The following is a 19,028-nucleotide window of genomic DNA, read 5'->3' as shown; positions in this document are numbered from 1 at the left end:
CCCAGGCGTCCCCGTTACCGTACCGAGATCAATGGATCGGCTGATCACGTCCCGTGATCACCTGGTTGCATGTGACTTACGTCACATTTGACGGCGTGGTGAGCGCGGCGGCGCGTCGGTAGACCTCTGCGGTGGTCGTGTCGAAGTACGGCGACGACACCGCGTCGTAGGCGCCCTTGGCGTCCACGTTCCAGGTCAGGCTGTTGACGCCGTTCAGCTCGCCGAGCCCGCGGGCCGCGTCGTAGTCCACCAGCCAGGGGCCGCCGCTGGCGCCGGGGCTGAAGGCGCACGGCTGGAGCCGGACGCCCTTCTGCAGGTCGAGCGCGGGAGCCACGGTCCAGTACGTGACGCTGCCCTGGCAGGACCGCAGCGTCTTGCCGTCGAAGGGACGGGTGCCGTCGGGCTGCACGCCGGCCGGGAAGCCGAACGCCGTCATGGTGGCGGCCGCCGGCTTCCTGTTGATCTCCAGTCCCTGGCCGCCCACGTTGTCCTGGAGCCGGCCGACGTCCTTCATCGTGTACGTGCCGTCCTTGGCCTGCTCCCAGACGAATCCGCGGTGCACGGTGACGAACGCGTAGTCGAAGTCGTAGTCGCCCTTGCCGGACCAGTCCTCGTGCATGCTGAGCGCGGCGCCCACGTAGATGCCGTCGGGCGTCTCGCCGTTGGGGCCGGGGTTGGGGACGAAGATCCAGTACTCGGCGGCCTTGGCCTGGCGGGAGTCGTACGCGCAGTGGCCGGCCGTGGCCACGACGCTGCGGTTCCGTGAGGCGACCGCGCTGGCCGAGCACCAGTACTGCTTGGCGCCGAACTTGAAGAAGACCTTGCCCATGGTCTTGCCGGCGCCGCCCCGCTTGGGCGGCACGGGCGCCATGCCCTGCGTCGCGGACGTCCGCCGCGCCGTGGTCACGGGCGAGGCGGGCCCGGAGACGGCGCCGGCCGAGGACGTCGGGGCGGCCTGCGCGCCCGGCGTGGCGGGGCTGTAGCTGTCGGCCTGCTTGAGCTGGTCGGGACGCCAGTAGTCGGCGACCTTCTTCATGTCGGCGGCGGTCCTGGCCAGCGTGACGCCGAAGACCCGGCTCGCCGGCGCGGCGTTCGCGATCCCCGTGAAGGCAGGCAGCAACAGCAGCGCGCCGCCCAGGGCGGCCGCCGCCAGTTGCCTGGCCCGGGAGATCATGAAATGCCTTTCTTAGGGTCGTAAGGGTGGATTTTTCCAGATCAACTGCCTGTATTGCAGCCCGGATAGAGATTCGTTACCTGATCAAGAGTGCACCGTGTGCGATAAGGACACCATCAGCCGATCCCTCCCGATACGCGTAAATGATCACGCGTGTCGGTCGTTGCCGCAGGTCAGAGGGCTGATAGAGGCTGCGCCTATGCACCGAATTCTCTGTGTCGCCGCGCTTTCCTGCGCCGCATTCGCCGCCGCTCCAGTGGCGAACGCCACGACCGGACCGCCCGATGTCCGGACGTCGCACAAGGACCAAAGGCTTTTCCGGATCAGCGTCGGAGATCGGCAGGGCGTGCTGGAGTGCACCCCCGGCCGGGTCGCGCCGGGGCAGGTCGCGGCCTGTTCCGCTCTCGAACAGGTGGGCGGGAACCCGGCCCGTCTGAGCGGCCGTACGGGGGTCTCCTGCACCGCCGACTACGAGCCGGTGGACGTACGGGCGGACGGCGTCTGGGACGGCGACCACTACCGCTACTCGCAGACCTTCCCCAACGCCTGCGCCCTCGCCGTCGCCACGGGCCCGGTCTTCCGCGTCTGAAGGACGGTCTGACCGGAACGGGGCTCACCGGGACGGGAAGGCCCCGGATCCCGCCGAGGAGGATCCGGGGCCTGGACTGCCGGGCCGGATCACGGCATGTCGCCGGTCCAGCGGTTGGCGGCGGCCTTGTAGACGTCGTAGGTGTCGGTGTTGAAGTACGGCGACGAGATGTGGTCGTAGCGGTCGTTGCCGTCGGTGTCCCACGCGACGCTGTTCACGCCCACCAGGTAGCCGGTGCGCGAGGAGTTCCGGTAGTCGTAGATGAACGGGCCGCCGCTGGCGCCGGCGGTGAAGGAGCACCTGAAGCCGATCTGCTCCTGCAGGTCGTACCTCCTGGCCTCGGGCATCGGAGCCGTCCTGCCGTAGCACCACTTCATGGTCCGGCCGGTGTACGGCTTGTCGCCGTCGGGGTGCCCGCCGGCCGGGTAGCCGAAGGAGAACACGTTCAGCTTCGTGCTGCGGTTCCAGGTGAAGCCCTGGCCGCCGACGTTGTCACCGAGGCGGCCGGCGTTCCTGACGGTCCAGTGCCACCGGTTGCCGGTCCTCTCCCACCTCACCTTGATGCCGTTGTAGACGTTGACGAACGCGTAGTCGAAGTCGTAGTCCTCCTTCACCACGAAGTCGTCGTGCGCGTTGAACGTCTTGGCGGCGTAGATGCCGTACGGCGCCTTGCCCTCCCACACGTTGTCGCCGTCCCAGTACGACGGGATGAAGATCCAGTTGTCGTAGAAGGTGTTCTGCCGGGTGTCGTAGACGCAGTGGGCGGAGGTCGCCACCAGGTTGCGGTACTTGCCCTGGACGGAGCTGGCCGAGCAGTACCGCCAGTTCTTCGGGTTGCGCGGATCGGTCCTGGGCAGCGTGAAGAACACCCGGCCGACCGTGTTGGGCAGGTTGACCTGCCTGCTCTTGCCGGCCTTGGCCTTCTCCCCGCCGATCGGCGGGACCGATCCTGGCGGCCCGTCGGGCGTCTGGTTGCCGCCCCTGCCGCCCCTGCCGACCTTGACGCCCCTGGACGACACGTCGAGCGCGCCGTCGTAGTCGGTGGCGAGCCTGATGCGGTCGGGCGTCCAGAACTGCACGGCCTGCTCGGCGGGGGTCGCCGCGTTCCTGGACACGACGTCGGGGGCCGAGGCCGCCTCCGCCGCGGCGCCGGTGGCCGGGCCGGCGGCCAGAGCGGCGGTCACCAGCGCGGTGAGGGGGATCGCGATGCGCCTTGCTCGGGAAAACATGGAACTCCTCTCGGTTCTCGGCGGCCCAGAGCGGGGTGCTGCGCCCCGGTGGGCCAGGAAAACGTTGAGAACGCTAATGAATGGCGCAACCCGTCAGCCAGAAAGCGACGCGAAAAGGTCGGCCCCGGTTCCGTTTCGTTATGGAAATAGCGAAATTGCATGTATTCAAAAAGGGCATTCTCGCAGGTCAGAGCCGCGACGATGAGTCTGCAGCAACAGCGGTAACGCTGATTATCAAACGCCCCTGCTTATCAACCGAATGTTGTTCTGGTTAGATGTCCGTATGGATCCACGCACCCCCTGTCTCATCGGCATCGCACAACGCACCGTCCGCGAACAGCCCGGCCCGGAACCGCTCGATCTGTGGGAGTCGGTCGCCCGCGAGGCGGCCGAGGACGCCAGGCTGCCCCCCGGACGGCTCGACTCGATCCAGATCGTGCACACCGACTCCTGGCAGTACGACTCGCCCACCGGGCGGCTGGCCGAGCGCCTGGGCGCCACGCCGAGCCACACCGCCTACTCCAAGGTCAGCGGCACGGCTCCGCAGCTCCTCATCGGCGCGGCCGCGGCCCGGATCGCGGCGGGCGACCTGGACTGCGCGCTGATCACCGGGGCCGAGGCGCTGGCCACCCGGCGGGCCTACCGGCGGGCGGGCGAGCACGTGCCGTGGAGCCACGCCGCCGATCCCAAGCCGCCCTACGGCTGGGAACGGCCCCCGCACCCCGCCGAGCTGGCTCATGAGCTGTTCCTGCCCGTGCACACGTACGCGATCATGGAGACCGCGCGCCGGGCGGCCGCCGGGATGACGGTCGAGGAGGAGATGCTCGACCGGGGCCGGATGATGGCGCCGATGACGGAGGTGGCCGCGGCCAACCCGCATGCGTGGCGGCGGGCCGTGCGCACGCCCGAGGAGCTGGTGAAGGGCAACCGGTTCGTCGGCTGGCCGTACACCAGGAACACCGTGGCGGTCATGGAGGTCGACCAGGCGGCGGCCGTCGTCCTGGCCTGCGCGGAGCTGGCCGACCGGCTGGGGGTGCCGCAGGAGCGGCGGGTCCACCTGCGCGGCTGGGCGTACGCCGAGGACACCTGGGAGGTGGCGGCGCGGCCCGCGCTCGGCTCGTCGCAGGCGATCGGGGCCGCCGCCGAGGCCGCCTTCCGGCGCGCCGGGCTCGCTCTCGCCGACATGGACGCCCTCGACCTGTACAGCTGCTTCGCCGTCGCGTTGCGGCAGGCGTGCGACGCGATCGGGCTCGACCCCTACGACCGGCGCGGCCTGACGGTCACCGGCGGCCTGCCGTACGCCGGCGGCCCGGCCAGCGACTACGTGCTGCACTCGACGGCCACGATGGCCGGGCTGCTGCGCGCGCAGCCGGGCCACGGGCTGGTGACCGGCGTGGGGATGCACCTGACGAAGCACACGTACGCGGTGTGGTCCAGCGAGCCCGGCGGGCCGCCCGGGGACGCCGTCCCGGTGTTCACGGCGGCCGGGGTGCCCGTCGTGGGCTCGTACGCGGGGCCCGCCACCGTTGCCGGCTACACGGTCGCGCACGGCCCGGACGGCGAGCCGGACAAGGGCATCCTCGTCGTCGACCTGCCGTCCGGCGGGCGGGCGCACGCGCACGTGCTGGAGCCAGAGCTGCTGGCCGACGCCATGTCCCGGGAGCTCGTGGGGCAGCGGGTCGCCCTGGTCGCGGGCGACGGGCCCAACGTGGCCACCTGGTGATCCGGCCGAGGTTGTGAAGTTGTGACCTCGTGCGGCGACTTCGCCGGGTTCGAGGGCTTGCGCGGGCGGATGTCGCTCAATTGAACTGGGGGTGAAGGGCGCAACCCGCACTAACCCGGCGAGGCACGTCGTGTCCGACCAGTTCGACGTCATCGAGGCAGGGGGGCGCGGCCGCCGCCGGTGGATCGGGCTCGCGGTGGTGCTGGCTCTGCTGGTGGTCCCGGCCGTCAGCCTGCTGCTCAGCCGCGACCCGGGGCCGCAGCCGCCCGCGCCGTCCGCCACCACGCCCATCCGCTCCCTCACCAGGATCGAGAACGGCCCCAACGCCCTGCGCATCCCGGCCAGGACCAAGGGCCACGACGAGATCATCGACGTCGTCTTCCCCGACGGGCTGAAGGCCGAGGTGCGCTACCCGGCCGACCTCGACCTCAACGAGCTGGGGGTGCGGCCGTTCCAGGGCGCGTGGATCGACGGGCGGTTCCGGCAGTTCAGCGTGCCGTACAACGGGATCGCCGAGGTGACCGGCGGCGGCCGGCCGATCCGGAGCTACGGCCCCGGCGTCACCCTGTGGCCGCCTCAGCCCGGCGGGGGCAGCGGGCAGGTGCTGCTCTTCGCGTTCGGACGCTGGCGGGTGGCGATGCAGGACAGGGGTGAGGGGCTGACCTTCGACCAGCGCGCGGCCCTGGCGCGGGAGCTGCACGGGAAGGTGACCCGGGACGGCTACCTGGTGCTGTCGGGCGAGGGATCGGTGCGGCTGGCCCGTCCGGGGGCCGTGACCCAGGAGGGGCCGGCCGGGCCGCAGCTCTGGTTCGGCGGGGGAGTGCGGGAGATGGTCGTGCTGGCGCCCACGCCCGACTGCGTCAGGAAGGCCCGGCTGCCGAAGGTGATCGAGGGGCGCGGGCGTCCGGGGGAGTGGACGTGCCGGGGGGACGTGGAGGTCGCCGTCGCCGGCTCCGACGAGTTCCGGCGCCGCGCCCTGGCGGGGATCCGGGTGACGGTCCGGCGGTGAGCGGCGGGGCGGTGTCGCGGGCGGCGGCGGGTCGGTTAGTAGGGTGCGGCCATGTTCGCCGTAACCGCCACACAGACCGATCCCGACAATCCGCTCGCCGGGCTGACGCTCGGTGAGCACCCCGACCCGAAGGCGCCCGACGGCTGGACGACCGTCTCGGTACGCGCCGCCGCCCTCAACCACCACGACCTGTGGACGCTCAAGGGCGTGGGCATCAGGCAGGACCGCCTGCCGATCGTGCTCGGCTGCGACGCCTCCGGCGTGGACGAGGACGGCAACGACGTCATCGTGCACGCCGTCATCGGCACGGGCGCGGACGAGACGCTCGACCCCAGGCGCTCGCTGCTGTCGGAGGTGCACGACGGGACGTTCGCCGAGCGGGTAGCCGTGCCGCGGCGCAACCTCGTGCCCAAGCCGGCCGCGCTCACCTTCGAGGAGGCCGCCTGCCTGCCGACGGCCTGGCTGACCGCGTACCGCATGCTGTTCGACAAGGCCGGGCTCGAACCGGGCTCGACCGTGCTGGTGCAGGGCGCCGGCGGCGGCGTCGCCACCGCGCTGATCGCGCTCGGCCGCGCGGGCGGTTTCCGGGTCTGGGCGACCAGCCGGTCGGAGGAGAAGCGCGAGCGGGCCCGCGAGCTGGGCGCCGACCAGGTCTTCGAGACGGGCGCGCGGCTGCCCGAGCGGGTGGACGCGGTCATGGAGACCGTCGGCCAGGCCACCTGGGACCATTCGCTCAAGTCGCTCAGGCCGGGCGGTCGCATCGTGGTCTCCGGAGCCACCAGCGGCGCGGTCCCGCCCGCCGACCTCAATCGCGTCTTCTTCCTGCAACTGTCCGTGGTCGGCACCACCATGGGCACCCGCGACCAGCTCCAGCGGCTGGCGGTGTTCCTGGAGCAGACCGGCGTGCGGCCGGTGATCGACCGCGCGCTGCCGATGACCGAGGCCCGGGACGGCTTCGCGGCCATGGCCGAGGGGGAGATCTTCGGAAAAATCGTCTTTACCAGCTGAATAAGTGAAGGGTTACTTGTCCGCCTTCCGGGTGATACAGGAAGAATGACGTCGTATCACCCTGGAGGCGTTCACCATGAACGTTGAGCCGTTCGGCCCGGGTTCGATGCACTGGGACACCGCGGGCGAATACCGCAACCTGCTCGTAGCCGGCAGCGCGCTGGTCCTCCAGACCATGCATCCGGCGGTCGGCGCGGCCGTGGCGGAGCACTCGACGTACAAGGACGACCCGTGGGGGCGGCTCAACCGCACGCTCGCCTCCGTCCAGAAGTGGGTCTACGGCGGTGAGGGCGGCCTGGCCGAGGGGCGGCGGCTGCGCGAGCTGCACCGCTCCATCAGCGGCGTGGACGAGCACGGCCGCGCCTACCACGCCCTGAACGGCGAGGCGTGGGCCTGGGTGCACCTGTCGCTGTTCGAGCGGTTCATCACGCTCAACCGCTACTTCGGCACCCCGTACACCGAGGAGCAGCAGCGCCGCATGTACGCCGAGTCGCGGCAGCTCGGCGCGATCCTCCACGTGCCGGAGCGGGAGATGCCGGCGGACCTGGAGGCGTTCTGGCGCTACTTCGACACGATGATCGCCGACCGGCTGGAGCCGCACCCGACGGCGCTGGAGGTGCTCGCCGTCATGCGCGGCACGCCCGCCCCGCCCGGCCTGCCGAGGCCGCTGCGCCGCCTGTGGACGCCGGTGGGGCTGGGATCGGGGGAGTTCAACCACTTCGTCACCGTCGGCACCCTGCCGCCCGCCGCGCGCAGGAAGCTGGGCCTGCGCTGGACGGCCCGGGACGAGCGGCGGCTGCGGCACCTCGGGCACGCCGTGGCGATGCTGACCGCGCGCCTGCCCGAGCGCCTGCGCTACATGCCGGTCGCCTACCACGCCCGCAGAGCGGCCCGCGGCCACGCGCGCCCGCAACCCTCGCACCGCCCGCTGCGCTCGGCCTAGCGCCCGCTGGACGGCGGCTCAGCGCTGGAGGATGTCGCGGATGCGGGCGGAGGTCTCGTCGAGCACGGTGTGCAGCTCGTGCAGCTTCTGCGTGGTCAGGGCGGCGTCGGCGGCCTGCGTGCGGGCCTGGGCCACGAAGTCGGCCAGCAGCTCGCCCAGCTCGCTGTCGAGCTCGGTCCGGCGCACGGTGTCGCCGCCCAGCGTGGTCCAGATGTCTGACCAGATCCGGCGCCACTCGCCGGCCAGCCGGTCGCTCTCCACCTGCCACTGGTTGGCGTGCGCCATCCACTGCCGCTTCTGCTGCTCCTTGAGCCGTTTGAGCTCCTCGGCCCGCGCCTTGGCGTCGTCGCGGGCGCCGGTGCGCACGTCCTTGGCCATCCGGGTCAGCTCGTCGCGCAGCGACTTGACCGTGTCGCGGACGTCCTCCTTGACCTCGCGGGCGATGTCGCGCACGGAGGCGGAGATCTCCTGCTCCAGGTCGTCGAGCTCGTCGAGCCGGGCGTTGAGCTCCTCGCGGCCCTTGTCGGTGATGGAGAACACCTTCTTGCCCTCGATCACCTCGTGCGTGACCAGGCCCTCCTCCTCCAGGCGGGCCAGCCGGGGGTAGATCGTGCCGGGCGAGGGCGAGTAGACGCCGAGGAAGCGGTCCTGGAGCAGCCGGATGACCTCGTATCCGTGCCGCGGGCTCTCCTCCAGCAGCTTGAGCAGGTACAGCCGGAGCCGGCCGTGACCGAAGACAGGGCTCATTCCTTCTCTCCCTTGAGCAGCGCGACCTCGCCCGAGACGGTGTACGCCGACAGTGAGGCCATGCCGCCCCCCAGCCGTCCGGACAGCGTCTTGGAGCCGGGGCCGTTGTTCCCCGACAGCCCGCCGAACGTGGAGCTCAGCCTGCCGGAGGTGGACCTCATGCTGACGTCGGACTCGACGTTCTCCGGCACCCGCACCAGGATGGCACCCGAGACGCTGTTGAGCGTCACATGACTCGTCGGCCGGAGCGTCAGGTCGGCGGTGATGCGGCCGGACACCGTGCTGGCCTTGAGCCGGCGCGGGCTGCCGTCGGCGAGGGTCAGCTCGCCCGAGACGGTCTTCAGCGCCAGGTCGCCCTCCATGGCCCGGCTCTCGATCGAGCCGGAGACCGTGGTGGCGCTCACCTCGCCGCTCACGCCGTCGAGGACGACCTCGGAGGACACGCTCTTGACCCGGGTGGACCGCTCGAACCCGGCCAGCACCGTGGACGCCGAGACCACCTCCGTGTTCACCCGGCAGCCCCTGGGCACGGTGAGCGTGAGGTTGGTCCTGCGCTTGTCGCGCCGCAGCCAGCCGAGCAGCCCGTCCAGGGTCAGGCCCTCGTAGGTGACGACCAGCTCCTTGGTCAGCGGGTCGTAGCTGACCAGCAGCGGCGCGGCCGACTCGATCTCCGTCAGCTCCAGCGTGGGCGGGCCCTCGCTGGCCAGGACGGCCAGCCTGCCGGCGACGATCCGCACGTCAAGTGACTCAACCGGCCCGAACGTGAGCTGCTCGGGAGCGTCCAGCGTCCACTTCTCCATGAACGTATGCCTCCTTGACGAGTACGTCTCCTACGAGAACACGATATGTCGCGTTACTCGAAAACTCAAGATGTATCGCGTCTTGGCGGCGGAAACCCGTCAGTCGTCGTCCTCGTCGTCGAGGCGGGCCAGCCAGGTGGCCAGGCGCTCGATCGGGGTCTCGAACTCGGGGTTGAGATCGACGAACTCGCGCAGCCGCTCGCCCAGCCAGAGCACGCTGACCTCTTCCTCGCCGCGCCGATCGACCAGCTCCTCGATCCCTCGATCGGTGAAGTACATGGGTTGTCTCCTTCGTGCAGGCAGGGGCCTCACCCTGCCGGTCAACACAGGCCGGTCAACACAGAAGCCCCCGGCCGGACGGCCGGGGGCTCACTGGCGGCCTGCTCAGCCGAAGAGCTGGTGGAGGATCTCCTCCAGCTCGGTGTCGTGCGAGTTGTGCGAACCCGTCGCGGGCGAGCTGTTCGGGGTCCGCGAGACGCGGCGCAGCGACCGGCCGCCGAGCGTCTGCGGGTCTTCGGCCAGCTTCAGCGTCAGGTAGGGCCACGGGCCCATGTTCACCGGCTCGTCCTGGGCCCACACCAGCTCGGCCTGCTGCCCGTAGCGGGCCAGCTCGGCGGTGAGCTCCTCGGTGGGGAACGGGTAGAGCCGCTCAAGACGGACGATCGCGACGTCGTCACGGCCCGTCTTGTCGCGCTGCGCGGCCAGGTCGTAGTAGAGCTTGCCCGAGACCAGGACGACCCGGGTGACCTTGGCCGGATCGACCGTGGTGTCGCCGATGACCGGCTGGAAGGTGCCGGTGGTGAAGTCGGACGCCTTCGACGTGGCCGCCTTGTGCCGCAGCAGCGACTTGGGCGTGAAGACCACCATCGGCTTGTGCCGGTTGGACTCCACCTGCCAGCGCAGCAGGTGGAAGTAGTTGGCCGGCGTGGACGGCTGCGCGACCGTCATGTTGTCGAGCGCGCAGACCTGCAGGAACCGTTCGATCCTGGCCGAGGAGTGGTCGGGGCCCTGGCCCTCGTAGCCGTGCGGCAGCAGCAGCACGACGGAGGAGCGCTGGCCCCACTTCTGCTCACCGGACGAGATGAACTCGTCGATGATCGTCTGGGCGCCGTTGACGAAGTCGCCGAACTGCGCCTCCCAGGCCACCAGGGCGTCGGGACGCACGACGCTGTAGCCGTACTCGAAGCCGAGCGCCGCGAACTCGCTGAGCAGCGAGTCGTAGACGTAGAACTTCGTGGTGCCCTCGTTGAACTGCTTCAGCGGCGTGTGGTCGGCGCCGGTCATCCGGTCGACCAGCACCGCGTGCCGCTGGGTGAACGTGCCGCGCCGGGAGTCCTGGCCGACCAGGCGCACCGGGTGGCCGTCGATCAGCAGCGAGCCGAACGCCAGCGTCTCGCCCATCGCCCAGTCGATCGAGTCGGTCTCGACCATCTGGCCGCGGCGCTGCAGCACCGGCGCCAGGCGCGGGTGCGGCGTGAAGCCCTCGGGCAGGTTGAGCTGGGTGTCGACGATGCGCTTGAGCGTCTCGTCGCTGATCGCCGTCGGCGTGTCGGCGTGGGACCACTTGACGACCTCGGCCGGGGGCACCCGCATGGCGGCCGCCTCCTTGGGCTTCTTGGCCGCCTCGCGCGTCTCGGTGAACGCCTGCTCCAGCTTGGCCTGGTAGTCGCGCAGCGCCGACTCGGCCTCCTCGACCGTGATGTCGCCCCGGCCGATCAGCGCCTCGGTGTAGAGCTTGCGGGTGGAGCGCTTGGCGTCGATCAGGTCGTACATCAGCGGCTGGGTGAAGGCGGGGTTGTCGCCCTCGTTGTGGCCGCGGCGGCGGTAGCAGATGAGGTCGATGACGACGTCCTTGCGGAACGCCTGGCGGTATTCGTAGGCCAGCTGGCCCACGCGCACCACGGCCTCGGGGTCGTCGCCGTTGACGTGGAAGATCGGCGCCTGGATCATCCGCGCGACGTCGGTCGCGTAGACCGACGAGCGGGAGGAGGCCGGCGAGGTGGTGAAGCCCACCTGGTTGTTGACCACCACGTGCACGGTGCCGCCGGTGCGGTAGCCGCGCAGCTGCGAGAGGTTGAGCGTCTCGGCCACCACGCCCTGGCCGGCGAAGGCCGCGTCGCCGTGGACGAGGACGGGAAGGACGGTGAAGCCCTCCTCGCCGCGCTCCAGGAGGTCCTGCTTGGCCCGGACGACGCCCTCCAGCACCGGGTCGACCGCCTCCAGGTGGGAGGGGTTGGCCACCACGGACGCCGTGATCGTCTTGCCGCTCGGGGCGGTGAACTCGCCGCTCGCGCCCAGGTGGTACTTGACGTCGCCGGAGCCGTGGGCGGTGCGCGGGTCGATGTTGCCCTCGAACTCGCCGAAGATCTGCGCGTAGGACTTGCCCACGATGTTGGCCAGCACGTTGAGCCGGCCGCGGTGGGCCATGCCGATGACGACCTCGTCGAGGCCCTCGTCGGCGGCGTCGCTGATCACCGAGTCGAGCAGCGGGATCAGGGACTCGCCGCCCTCCAGCGAGAAGCGCTTCTGGCCGACGAACTTCGTCTGCAGGAACGTCTCGAACGCCTCGGCGGTGTTGAGCCGGGACAGGATGTTCAGCTGCTCGTCGCGCTCGGGCGAGGCGTGCGGCTTCTCCACCCGCGCCTGGATCCAGGCCCGCTCCTCGGGGTTCTGGATGTGCATGTACTCGATGCCGACCGTGCGGCAGTAGGAGTCGCGCAGCACGCCCAGGATCTCGCGGAGCTTCATCAGCGGACGGCCGCCGAAACCGCCCGTGGCGAACTCGCGCTCGAGATCCCACAGGGTCAGCCCGTGGGACTGGATGTCGAGGTCGGGGTGCTTGCGCTGCTTGTACTCCAGCGGGTCGGTCTCGGCCATCAGGTGGCCGCGCACGCGGTAGGCGTGGATCAGCTCGATGACCCGGGCCGACTTGGCCACGTCGTCGTCGTGCGAGGCCGAGATGTCCTGGACCCAGCGCACCGGCTCGTACGGGATGCGCAGGGCCTCGAAGATCTCGTCGTAGAAGCCGTCCTCGCCGAGCAGCAACCGGTGGATCTGGCGCAGGAAGTCGCCCGACTGGGCGCCCTGGATGATCCGGTGGTCGTAGGTGCTGGTCAGCGTCATGACCTTGGAGACGGCCAGGCGCGACAGCGTGTCGGGCGAGGCGCCCTGGTACTCGGCCGGGTATTCCATCGCGCCGACGCCGATGATCGTGCCCTGGCCGGGCATCAGACGCGGGACGGAGTGGACGGTGCCGATCGTGCCGGGGTTGGTCAGCGAGATCGTGGTGCCGGAGAAGTCGTCGACGCCCAGCTTGCCCGCACGGGCCTTGCGGACGACCTCTTCGTAGGCCACCCAGAACTGGCGGAAGTCCATCTCCTCGGCGCCCTTGATCGAGGGCACGAGGAGCTGGCGCTCACCGTTGCTCTTCTGGACGTCGATCGCCAGGCCGAACCCGACGTGCTCGGGCTTGACCAGCGTGGGCTTGCCGTCGATCTCCGTGTAGGAGTAGTTCATCTCCGGCATCGCCTTCAGCGCCTTGACGATCGCGAAGCCGATCAGGTGGGTGAAGGAGATCTTGCCGCCACGCCCCCGCTTGAGGTGATTGTTGATCACGATGCGGTTGTCGATGAGCAGCTTGGCCGGGATGGCCCGCACGCTGGTCGCCGTGGGGACCGTCAGGGACAGGTCCATGTTGGCGGCGGTGCGCGCGGCGGCGCCGCGCAGCTTCACCTCCTCGGCGCCCTTGGGCACCGGGGTGGCCGGCTGCTTCGGCTTCTCGGCTGCCGGAGGCGCCTTCGGGGGCGCCTTGGGAGGTGCGGGCGCGGTCGCAGTGCCGTTCGCCGCCTCCCTGACCGGGGTCCGGCCCGGTCCGTAATCAGGGTTGTAGTCAGCGAAGAAGTTCCACCAGGCCTTGTCGACAGACTCTGGATCTTGAAGGTACTTCTGGTACAGCTCGTCGACAAGCCACTCGTTCTGACCAAAGCTTGCCAGCGGGTTTGTCCGCGACGACTCAGACGACACGGCGGAAATCGCCCTCTTCCGCAGATCGGCGTTGATGTTAGAGAACCTGTCCAAGGCTACTCGCCCGGACCGGCAGCGCGCGCCGAAGAGCACGCGCCGCCTCGAACGATCCTCTCAGGACACGCCGAAGAGGTCACGCCCGCCTAGTCAATCCAGGGAGAGCCGCCATTGTTACTGTTTGGTATCAACGTATGGCCGGCAGGTTTATTTCCCTCCGGGCACGATTCTGCTGGTGATCCGCACCCCGGGTGACAGCTCCTCCAGCAGGCCCGCCAGCTCCTTGCCGGCCTGCCGGAGCTCCTCCATCGACATGGGCTCCAGCCGTTCGAGGAGGAAGATCGCGTTGGTCGTCTCCTCGGTGAGCCGGGTGCGCGCCACCTGACGCCAGTTCCACCGGCGGCAGGTCACGCCGGCGTCGTCGCGCCAGATCACCTCGCCGGGCTCGGGCTGCCCGAGCGCCTCCTCCGAGTGCTCGTCGCCGCTCGCCCGCACCAGCCGCGCCGGGCCCTGGTAGCGGTCGAGGTCCTCGCCGCCGATGGGCAGCGCGTGCTTGACGCTGATCGTGTTGTACGCGTCGACCACCCGGTTGATCTCCGGCAGCGGCATGCGCCGGGTCAGGGCGTCGACCGAGGGCCTGGTGCGCTGCGGCTTGGCGCCGAAGGCGCGGTAGGCGTCCTTCCAGGCGTCGATCTTGTCGCTCTGCACCTCGGCCGCCGACGCCTCGGCCAGCCAGGCGCGGGTGCGGTCGTCGGTGGGGCCGTTCCGCAGGCCGTGGGCCAGCATGACCAGCACGGCGAAGTCGGGGCGCAGGGCGAGGACGGCGTCGTCCACGCGGATGTCGTCGAGCATCCGCCCAGTTTAGAAGGTCGGGGAGTTCGCAAAAATCCCTTTGCAAAAAAGGCTTTGCGGTCTACGCTCGTGCTCATGGAGGAGCAGTACAGGATCAGTGACCCGCAGGTGCTCAAAGTGGTCGCCCACCCCTTGCGGGTGCGGCTGCTCGGGCTGCTGCGCAGTGACGGCCCGGCCACCGCCAGCGAGCTGGGCCGCAAGGTCGGCGAGAGCTCCGGCTCGACCAGCTACCACCTGCGCGAGCTGTTCAAGTACGGATTCATCGAGGAGGACCCCGACCGGCGCGACGGCCGCGAGCGCCGCTGGCGGGCCCGCCACCGCTACACCTCCTGGGACAACCAGGAGCTGTCCGGCACCCCCGAGGGCCGGGAGGCGGTCCGGATCATGCGCATGCGCCAGGTCGAGGTGCTCGCCCGCGTCAACCAGGACTACGACGAGCGCGAGTGGTCCCCCGAGTGGGTGCGGGCGGCCGGGCTGAGCGACGACGTCGTCGAGCTGCCCGCGGCCGGGCTGAGGGAGTTCAACGACCGGGCCATGGAGCTGCTGCGCGACCTCGCCGCCCGCTACTCAGGCGACCCCGACGCCCGCCAGGTCAACATCTGGATGGGCGGTTTCCCCCGCGACGGTTCTCCCGCCGACGGTTCTCCCAGCGATGGTTCTCCCGCCGACGGCTTTCCCAGCGACAAGGAGCAGGACCGATGACCGCTCGTTCCGCGTTACGGCGCTACATGCTCGTCAGCTTCCTGACCTGGCTGCCCCTGGGCCTGATGGCCGCCGTCATGGTGCTGCTGATGACCGACAGAGGGCTCAGCCTGACCCAGATCGGCCTGGCGGTGACCGTGTTCTCGGTCGTCACCGTCAGCCTGGAGCTGCCCACGGGCGGCTTGGCCGACGTCATCGGACGGCGGATGGTGCTGGCCGCCTCGGCGGTGTTCACCGCGGCGGCGCTCGCGCTGATGAGCGTCTCGACGACGTTCGGGATGTTCCTCGTCACCTGCGTGATCAAGGGCGTGGCCAGGGCGCTGTCCAGCGGCCCTGCCACCTCCTGGTACGTCGACACCCTGCACGAGCTCGAAGGCGAGGACGCCGACCTCAAGCCGGGCCTGGCGCGCGGCGGCGCGCTGGAGTCGGTGGCCATGTGCGCCGGGGTGCTGGTCGGCGGCGCCGTGCCGCTGCTGGTGCCGCCTGGGACGATCACGCCGCTGGCCGTGCCGCCGCTGCTGGGGGCCGTCGCGGCCGTCGTCCTGCTGGTCGTGGTGGTGTTCGCGCTGCCCGAGCCGGCCCACGCGCGGCGGAGGCTGGGGAGCGTGCTGCGCGAGGTGCCCTCGACGGTGGTCGGCGGGATCCGGCTGGCCGCGGGGGGAGCGGTGCTGCGCCGCCTGATGCTCGCCGCCGCCGCGTCCGGCGTGCTGCTGATGACGATCGAGCTGCTGACCCCCGGCCGCCTGGCCGAGCTGGCCGGCACCTCCGAGCGCGGCAGCCTGGCCTACGCCGTCGTGGCGGCGCTGGGATACGCCGCCAGCGCCACGGGCAGCGCGATCGCGCCCCGCGTGGCGCGCCTGGCGGGCGGCTCGGCCCGCGGCGCGGCCATGGGCGCGGTGCTCTGCGCGCTGTCGGTCGGCTCGCTGGCCGCCACCGCCGGGCTGGACGGCGTGCCCGGCCTGGTGACGGCCGGGCTGGCCTACCTCGTGATGTTCGCCGGGCTGTCGGTGACCGGGCTGCTCTGCCTGGAGATGCAGCACAACGCGGTCTCCGCCGCCGAGCGCACCACGGTCACCTCGACGTCCTCGCTCTCGCTCCAGGCGGGCGGGGTGCTGGCCAACTCCACGCTCGGCGTCCTGGCCGCGCAGGCGGGCGCGTCGGCCGCCTGGTGGGTGGCCTCGGCGGTGGTGCTGGCCTCGGCGCTGCTGTTCGCCGCGATGCCGAGGCCGGGGGTCACAGGCTCCAGTCGAGTTCCGGTCCTACCGGAACGATCCTGCTCGGGTTGATGTTCGTCTGGGTCATGTAGTAGTGGCGTCTGATGTGGTCGAAGTCCGTGGTGTCGCGGAAGGCGGGGATCGCGTAGAGCCTGCGGGTGTACGCCCACAACGCCGGATAGTCGGTCAGCCGCCTGATCGAGCACTTGAAATGGCCGTGGTAGACCGTGTCGAACCTGACCAGCGTGGTGAACAGCCGCACGTCGCTGTCGGTGAGCGTGCCGAACAGGAACTCCGACTCCGCCAGGCGCACCTCCAGCAGGTCGAGCGTGGTGAACACGCGGGCGACCGCCTCCTCGTACGCCTGCTGCCCGCGGGCGAAGCCGGCCTCGTAGACCGCGTTGTTGAGGCCGTGGTAGAGGCGGTCGTTCATGATGTCGATGTCCGGGCGCAGGCGTTCGGGGTACAGGTCGGGCGCGGTGCCCCACGACGTCTCCAGATCGAGGGTGATCTGCGGGAAGTCGTTGGTGACGAGGCGTTCTTCCTGGATGTCCCAGATGCACGGCACGGTGTAGCGGCCCGTGTAGCCCGGTTCGGTCGCGTGGTAGAGCTCCGACAGGTACGGCGGGTCGCCGTCGGGGATCCGCCAGCCCTTCTCGTCGCGGATGGGGTCGACGATCGTGACGTCCAGCAGGTCCTCCAGGCGGAGCAGGGCGCGGACGATCAGCACGCGCTGTGCCCACGGGCAGGCGTAGGAGGCGTAGAGCCGGTAGCGGCCGGGCTCGGGCGGCCCGAGCCGTTCGGTGAAGCGGTTCGGCTGCCGGACGAAGCGGCCATCGTCCGAGATCTCGCGGCTCAGCTTCATGACCCCTAGTAGAACATGATTCGGGACCAGAACTATATTCGGGGCCATGGCTAAGTTCGTGGTGACTCCTTCCAGCGTGGCGCAGCGTGAGGCATGGATGAGCGGGGCGGTTCCCGTCGTCGAGCGGGTCCGGCCGGGGCTGTGGTCGATCCCGGTGCCCATCCCGGTCAACCCGCTGCGGTACGTGCTGGTCTACGCCCTCGAACTGCCCGGCGGCGTGGCCATCGTGGACGCCGGATGGAACACCGACGAGGCCTACGACGCCCTCGCCGCCGGGCTGGCCGTGGCCGGGTACGGGATCGCCGACGTCAGGGCCGTCCTGGTCACCCACCTGCACCCCGACCACTACGGCCTGGCCGGACGCGTCCGCGAGGCGTCGGGCGCCTGGATCGGGCTGCACCCGGCCGACGCGAAGCTCGTGCGCGAGCGGTACGACGACGACGCCATCGACTCGCTCGTCCAGCGGGAGCGGGCCCTGCTCCGCCGCTCCGGCGTGCCCGACCTGAGCCTGGACGAGCTGGCCGGGGCCTCCATGATGATCAGGCACATGGTCACGATGGCCCGTCCCGACCGGCTGATCGAGGACGGCGAGGACCTCGGCCTGCCCGGCTGGGACCTGCGGGCCGTCTGGACCCCCGGCCACACGCCCGGCCACCTGTGCTTCGTCTCGCCGGAGCGCAGGCTGCTGCTGTCCGGCGACCACGTGCTGGCGAAGATCACGCCGATCGTGGCCGTGCACCCCCAGTCGGGCCCCGACCCGCTGGCCGACTACCTCGGCTCGCTGGCCGCCGTCCGCGAGCTGGAGGTGGACGAGGTGCTGCCCGGCCACGAGTACCGCTTCCTGGAGCTGGCCGCACGCGTCGACCACGTGCTGGCCCACCACGACGAGCGGCTGTCCGAGATCGAACGGGTCGTCGGCGAGGACGACGGCGTGACCTGCTGGGACGTCGCCACCCGGCTGAGCTGGTCGCGGCCCTGGGAGACGATCCCGCCGTTCATGCGCCGGGCGGCCAACAACGAGACGCTGGCCCACCTGGTATGGCTGGCCGGACGGGGCAGGGTACGCAGGGGGGAGGGCGAGCCCGAGCTCTGGAGACGCGCCTGAGCCGGTCGGTTATCGTACTCCTACCAGAATGTTGTTCTCTTGCTCTGGAGGTTCGATGCTTCGGTTCGATGACAGGGTCGCGATCATCACGGGCGCCGGGCACGGCCTCGGCAGGGCGCACGCGCTCCTGCTCGCCGAGCGGGGCGCCAAGGTCGTGGTCAACGACCTCGGCGGCGCGCTCGACGGCACCGGCGCCTCCACCGGCCCCGCCGCCGAGGTGGTCGAGCTCATCACCAAGAACGGCGGCCAGGCCGTCGCCAACACCGACAATGTCGCCACCCCCGAGGGCGCGAGGGCGCTCGTGCAGACCGCCGTCGACGCGTTCGGCCGGGTCGACGTCGTGGTCAACAACGCGGGCATCCTGCGCGACAGGTCGTTCGGGAAGATGACCGTCGAGGACTTCGACAGCGTGCTGGCCGTGCACGTGCGCGGGTCGTACCTGGTCAGCCAGGCGGCCTACCCGCTGATGAAGGAGGCCGGGTACGGCCGCATCGTCAACACCTCCAGCCCGGCCGGCCTGTTCGGCAACTTCGGCCAGGCCAACTACTCCACCGCCAAGATGGGCCTGGTCGGGCTGACCAAGACGCTGGCCATCGAGGGCGCGCGCAACGGCATCAAGGCCAACGCCATCGCCCCCGTCGCCTGGACCAGGATGACCGAGGCGCTGCTGCCGGCCGAGTTCGAGGCCAAGTTCACGGCCGAGCGGGTGAGCGCGCTGGTGGCCTACCTCGTGCACGACTCGTGCGAGTCGAGCGGGGAGGTCTTCACCGTCGGCGGCGGGCGGGTGGCCCGGGTGTTCGTGGCCGAGGGGCCCGGCTGGAAGGCCGACGACCTCACCCCCGAGGCGATCGCCGACAACTGGGGCTCGGTGATGGCCGAGCAGCCGTACGTGCTGACGGCCGGCGACTCGATGAAGGCCATGCTCTAGCGCCGGAGCCTGCCGGAAGCCGGTCATCGCCCGCAGGGGCGGTGGCCGGCTTCCGTGCGTTCGGGAGGGTTCTGGCGAACGTCGCAAGCCAGGCTTTGTTCGATCTTCGGCATAAGTCCG

General features: G+C 70.5%; 17 protein-coding genes. 9 read left to right on the top strand and 8 right to left on the bottom strand.

What is annotated here, in order from left to right; all coding sequences use genetic code 11:
- Nucleotides 1–76: 76 nt before the first annotated feature.
- The gene (locus ACIBST_RS46065) at nucleotides 77–1,174 is read right to left on the bottom strand and encodes a trypsin-like serine peptidase (RefSeq protein ID WP_397179793.1); all 1,098 of its coding nucleotides are present in this window, start codon (nucleotides 1,172–1,174) and stop codon (nucleotides 77–79) included.
- Nucleotides 1,175–1,520: 346 nt separating this feature from the next.
- On the opposite strand from ACIBST_RS46065, the gene ACIBST_RS46060 reads away from it, so the two are divergent.
- On the top strand, nucleotides 1,521–1,763 hold the full coding sequence (locus ACIBST_RS46060) for an SSI family serine proteinase inhibitor (RefSeq protein ID WP_397179792.1): 243 nt from the start codon (nucleotides 1,521–1,523) through the stop codon (nucleotides 1,761–1,763).
- 89 nt (nucleotides 1,764–1,852) lie between these two features.
- On the opposite strand, the gene ACIBST_RS46055 is transcribed toward ACIBST_RS46060, so the two are convergent.
- A complete protein-coding gene (locus tag ACIBST_RS46055) occupies nucleotides 1,853–2,992 on the bottom strand; it encodes a trypsin-like serine peptidase (RefSeq protein ID WP_397179791.1) in 1,140 nt (379 codons plus the stop codon).
- A gap of 283 nt (nucleotides 2,993–3,275) precedes the next feature.
- Here ACIBST_RS46055 and ACIBST_RS46050 point away from each other — a divergent pair, with 283 nt between their 5' ends.
- From ACIBST_RS46050 to ACIBST_RS46035, 4 genes are all read left to right on the top strand, one after another.
- Nucleotides 3,276–4,715 (top strand): acetyl-CoA synthetase, encoded by a 1,440-nt coding sequence (locus ACIBST_RS46050; protein WP_397179790.1) that lies wholly within the window; start codon nucleotides 3,276–3,278, stop codon nucleotides 4,713–4,715.
- 130 nt (nucleotides 4,716–4,845) lie between these two features.
- Complete coding sequence (locus tag ACIBST_RS46045; RefSeq protein WP_397179789.1) at nucleotides 4,846–5,724, top strand: hypothetical protein; 879 nt, start codon at nucleotides 4,846–4,848, stop codon at nucleotides 5,722–5,724.
- 51 nt (nucleotides 5,725–5,775) lie between these two features.
- Nucleotides 5,776–6,732 (top strand): zinc-binding dehydrogenase, encoded by a 957-nt coding sequence (locus tag ACIBST_RS46040; RefSeq protein WP_397179788.1) that lies wholly within the window; start codon nucleotides 5,776–5,778, stop codon nucleotides 6,730–6,732.
- A gap of 76 nt (nucleotides 6,733–6,808) precedes the next feature.
- Nucleotides 6,809–7,675 carry an oxygenase MpaB family protein gene (locus ACIBST_RS46035; RefSeq protein WP_397179787.1) on the top strand — a complete coding sequence of 289 codons (867 nt, stop codon included), beginning with the start codon at nucleotides 6,809–6,811 and terminating at the stop codon, nucleotides 7,673–7,675.
- An 18-nt stretch (nucleotides 7,676–7,693) separates the two neighbouring features.
- Here ACIBST_RS46035 and ACIBST_RS46030 read toward each other — a convergent pair whose 3' ends face one another.
- From ACIBST_RS46030 to ACIBST_RS46010, 5 genes are all read right to left on the bottom strand, one after another.
- Entirely contained in the window at nucleotides 7,694–8,422 is a 729-nt protein-coding gene (locus ACIBST_RS46030) for a helix-turn-helix transcriptional regulator (RefSeq protein WP_397179786.1), read from the bottom strand.
- Nucleotides 8,419–9,222, bottom strand: coding sequence for a DUF4097 family beta strand repeat-containing protein (locus ACIBST_RS46025; protein WP_397179785.1), 804 nt, complete (start codon nucleotides 9,220–9,222; stop codon nucleotides 8,419–8,421). Before ACIBST_RS46025 ends, ACIBST_RS46030 begins: the two co-directional genes overlap by 4 nt.
- Before the next feature lie 99 nt (nucleotides 9,223–9,321).
- Entirely contained in the window at nucleotides 9,322–9,501 is a 180-nt protein-coding gene (locus tag ACIBST_RS46020; protein ID WP_352323532.1) for a DUF6104 family protein, read from the bottom strand.
- 105 nt (nucleotides 9,502–9,606) lie between these two features.
- The gene (locus ACIBST_RS46015; RefSeq protein ID WP_397179784.1) at nucleotides 9,607–13,245 is read right to left on the bottom strand and encodes a multifunctional oxoglutarate decarboxylase/oxoglutarate dehydrogenase thiamine pyrophosphate-binding subunit/dihydrolipoyllysine-residue succinyltransferase subunit; all 3,639 of its coding nucleotides are present in this window, start codon (nucleotides 13,243–13,245) and stop codon (nucleotides 9,607–9,609) included.
- A gap of 204 nt (nucleotides 13,246–13,449) precedes the next feature.
- Nucleotides 13,450–14,094 (bottom strand): B3/4 domain-containing protein, encoded by a 645-nt coding sequence (locus tag ACIBST_RS46010; protein WP_397179783.1) that lies wholly within the window; start codon nucleotides 14,092–14,094, stop codon nucleotides 13,450–13,452.
- A gap of 75 nt (nucleotides 14,095–14,169) precedes the next feature.
- Between ACIBST_RS46010 and ACIBST_RS46005 the strand changes: the two genes are divergently transcribed.
- The gene (locus tag ACIBST_RS46005) at nucleotides 14,170–14,796 is read left to right on the top strand and encodes a winged helix-turn-helix domain-containing protein (protein ID WP_397179782.1); all 627 of its coding nucleotides are present in this window, start codon (nucleotides 14,170–14,172) and stop codon (nucleotides 14,794–14,796) included.
- A complete protein-coding gene (locus ACIBST_RS46000; protein ID WP_397179781.1) occupies nucleotides 14,793–16,082 on the top strand; it encodes an MFS transporter in 1,290 nt (429 codons plus the stop codon). Before ACIBST_RS46005 ends, ACIBST_RS46000 begins: the two co-directional genes overlap by 4 nt.
- Here ACIBST_RS46000 and ACIBST_RS45995 read toward each other — a convergent pair.
- Nucleotides 16,030–16,875: a glutathione S-transferase family protein gene (locus ACIBST_RS45995; RefSeq protein ID WP_397179780.1), complete on the bottom strand. Its 846-nt coding sequence runs from the start codon at nucleotides 16,873–16,875 to the stop codon at nucleotides 16,030–16,032. The genes ACIBST_RS46000 and ACIBST_RS45995 overlap by 53 nt on opposite strands.
- 46 nt (nucleotides 16,876–16,921) lie before the next feature.
- On the opposite strand from ACIBST_RS45995, the gene ACIBST_RS45990 reads away from it, so the two are divergent.
- Together ACIBST_RS45990 and ACIBST_RS45985 are read left to right on the top strand one after the other, a co-directional pair.
- Complete coding sequence (locus ACIBST_RS45990) at nucleotides 16,922–17,980, top strand: MBL fold metallo-hydrolase (protein ID WP_397179779.1); 1,059 nt, start codon at nucleotides 16,922–16,924, stop codon at nucleotides 17,978–17,980.
- 55 nt (nucleotides 17,981–18,035) lie between these two features.
- On the top strand, nucleotides 18,036–18,908 hold the full coding sequence (locus ACIBST_RS45985) for an SDR family oxidoreductase (RefSeq protein ID WP_397179778.1): 873 nt from the start codon (nucleotides 18,036–18,038) through the stop codon (nucleotides 18,906–18,908).
- The last annotated feature ends 120 nt before the right edge of the window (nucleotides 18,909–19,028 follow it).

The sequence above is a fragment of the Nonomuraea sp. NPDC049684 genome (genome assembly GCF_044465345.1).
Lineage (GTDB): Bacteria > Actinomycetota > Actinomycetes > Streptosporangiales > Streptosporangiaceae > Nonomuraea.
This window is presented reverse-complemented; position numbering and strand designations above follow the sequence as displayed.

Excerpts from the sequence above, each read along its gene's own strand:
- ACIBST_RS46050 (WP_397179790.1), top strand. The coding sequence starts at position 3,276 with ATGGATCCACGCACCCCCTGTCTCATCGGCATCGCACAACGCACCGTC.
- ACIBST_RS46065 (WP_397179793.1), bottom strand. The coding sequence starts at position 1,174 with ATGATCTCCCGGGCCAGGCAACTGGCGGCGGCCGCCCTGGGCGGCGCG.
- ACIBST_RS45985 (WP_397179778.1), top strand. The coding sequence starts at position 18,036 with ATGCTTCGGTTCGATGACAGGGTCGCGATCATCACGGGCGCCGGGCAC.
- ACIBST_RS46020 (WP_352323532.1), bottom strand. The coding sequence starts at position 9,501 with ATGTACTTCACCGATCGAGGGATCGAGGAGCTGGTCGATCGGCGCGGC.
- ACIBST_RS46025 (WP_397179785.1), bottom strand. The coding sequence starts at position 9,222 with ATGGAGAAGTGGACGCTGGACGCTCCCGAGCAGCTCACGTTCGGGCCG.
- ACIBST_RS46055 (WP_397179791.1), bottom strand. The coding sequence starts at position 2,992 with ATGTTTTCCCGAGCAAGGCGCATCGCGATCCCCCTCACCGCGCTGGTG.
- ACIBST_RS46040 (WP_397179788.1), top strand. The coding sequence starts at position 5,776 with ATGTTCGCCGTAACCGCCACACAGACCGATCCCGACAATCCGCTCGCC.
- ACIBST_RS46005 (WP_397179782.1), top strand. The coding sequence starts at position 14,170 with ATGGAGGAGCAGTACAGGATCAGTGACCCGCAGGTGCTCAAAGTGGTC.
- ACIBST_RS45995 (WP_397179780.1), bottom strand. The coding sequence starts at position 16,875 with ATGAAGCTGAGCCGCGAGATCTCGGACGATGGCCGCTTCGTCCGGCAG.
- ACIBST_RS46010 (WP_397179783.1), bottom strand. The coding sequence starts at position 14,094 with ATGCTCGACGACATCCGCGTGGACGACGCCGTCCTCGCCCTGCGCCCC.
- ACIBST_RS45990 (WP_397179779.1), top strand. The coding sequence starts at position 16,922 with ATGGCTAAGTTCGTGGTGACTCCTTCCAGCGTGGCGCAGCGTGAGGCA.
- ACIBST_RS46035 (WP_397179787.1), top strand. The coding sequence starts at position 6,809 with ATGAACGTTGAGCCGTTCGGCCCGGGTTCGATGCACTGGGACACCGCG.
- ACIBST_RS46000 (WP_397179781.1), top strand. The coding sequence starts at position 14,793 with ATGACCGCTCGTTCCGCGTTACGGCGCTACATGCTCGTCAGCTTCCTG.
- ACIBST_RS46030 (WP_397179786.1), bottom strand. The coding sequence starts at position 8,422 with ATGAGCCCTGTCTTCGGTCACGGCCGGCTCCGGCTGTACCTGCTCAAG.